Source organism: Brachybacterium sp. HMSC06H03 (assembly GCF_001807385.1).
Classification (GTDB): domain Bacteria; phylum Actinomycetota; class Actinomycetes; order Actinomycetales; family Dermabacteraceae; genus Brachybacterium; species Brachybacterium conglomeratum.
The window spans coordinates 1-1,446 of sequence record NZ_KV788657.1 but is presented as its reverse complement, the minus strand read 5'-3'; the positions used below and the strand labels follow the sequence as shown (position 1 = coordinate 1,446).

Genomic DNA, 1,446 nt, shown 5'->3' with positions numbered 1-1,446 from the left:
GGACCGCGCCGCGCTGCTGCGGGCGGCGCTGCGCGGCGCTCTGCGGAGCGGGGACGCCGCGCAGGCCGAGAGCGACTCCGCGGACCTCGTCTCCCTCCTGCACCGCAGCGGCCGCACCGAGCAGGCCGCGGCCGTGGTGCAGGTCCTGCTCGAGCGCGGCCCGCTCGCCGAGGCGCCCGACAGGACGGGCACCGGGGGCCGGGGTCGACGCCGCGGCGAGGCCCTCCGCGCCTCCGCCCCGATGCTCGCCGTCGTGCGCGCCCTCGAGGCCAGCTCCCTGCCCGGCCCCGACGAGGGGCGGGGCGGCACCGTCGACCCGCGCCGCGCCGTGGCCCGGCTCCGTGCCGCGCTCGCCGCCCTTCCCGAGGTGCGCGAGGCGCTGCTCGAGGACCCCGAGCGGGAGCTGCGTCTCCGGCTCGCGCAGGCCCTCGAGGCCGTCGGCGACGTCGACGGGGCCGTGAGCCTCGCCCTCGACGTGCTCGAGCTGACCGCGCAGCAGGCGACGGAGCGCGGCGAGGCCCCCGCGGACCCCTGGCGCCTGGAGACCGGCGCCCACGCCCTCCTCGCCCGCTTGCTCCGGCAGGAGCGGCCCGTCGTCGCCGCGCACCACGCCCTCGAGGCGCTCGGCGGGCTCGCCGACGTGGACGACCCCCCGCTGCGGATCGGGCTGATCACCTCCCTGCTGCAGGCGCTGATGGCGGCCGGCGCGACGGATCTCGCCGGCTTCACCGCAGGGCGCCTGCTGTCCCTGCAGCGCACCCTCGAGCAGGACCGGCTGCGGATCGCCCCGCTCCTGGCCGTCACCGCCCAGCGCCTCCAGGCCGAGCGGCTGGACGCGGCGTGGGTGCCGCTCGAGCAGGCCCGCGCCCTCGCCCGCGAGCACCGTGACCACCGCTCCCTGCTCGAGGCGGCGCGGCTGGCCGCGAGCCTCCACGAGCGCGCCGGCGATCACGCCGCCTCCCTCGGGGAGCTGCAGCGCCTGGCCGCGGCGGCGCGCTGGCTCGTCGACGACCTCGACACCCCGCGCGAGGAGCGCTCCGAGAGGCTGCGCACCGAGCTGAGCGCGAACGCCCTGGCGATGCGGCGGGCGCTGGACCTGGGGCGCTCCGGGGCGGTGCACGTCGCCGCCCGCGAGATCGAGCGCCGCACCCGCCCCGACTCCGGCTGGGACCTGCCGCCCGAGCTGCTGTGGGACCACCTGGTCGACGCCCGGATGGGGGTGCTGATCGTCGCCGGCGATGCGCTCGCCCGCGGCGAGCAGGGGACCGACCAGACCGGCTACGAGGCCCGCCGCCGCGAGGTGCTCGAGGCGATCGGGCGGATGCCCGAGGGTCATGACGCGCGCGCCCGCTACTGGGCGGCCTATCTCGACGACCGCCACGCCGACCTGCTCGCCCGGCGCGGCGAGACCGAGGCCGCGCGCCGCGCCGCCCGTCGGGCCCGCTC

1 protein-coding gene is annotated in these 1,446 nt (G+C 79.5%); it reads left to right on the top strand.

Going from position 1 to position 1,446, the window contains the following annotated elements; all coding sequences use genetic code 11:
* On the top strand, positions 1-1,446 hold a 1,446-nt coding region (locus HMPREF3159_RS01635), incomplete at both ends, for a hypothetical protein (protein WP_070499358.1).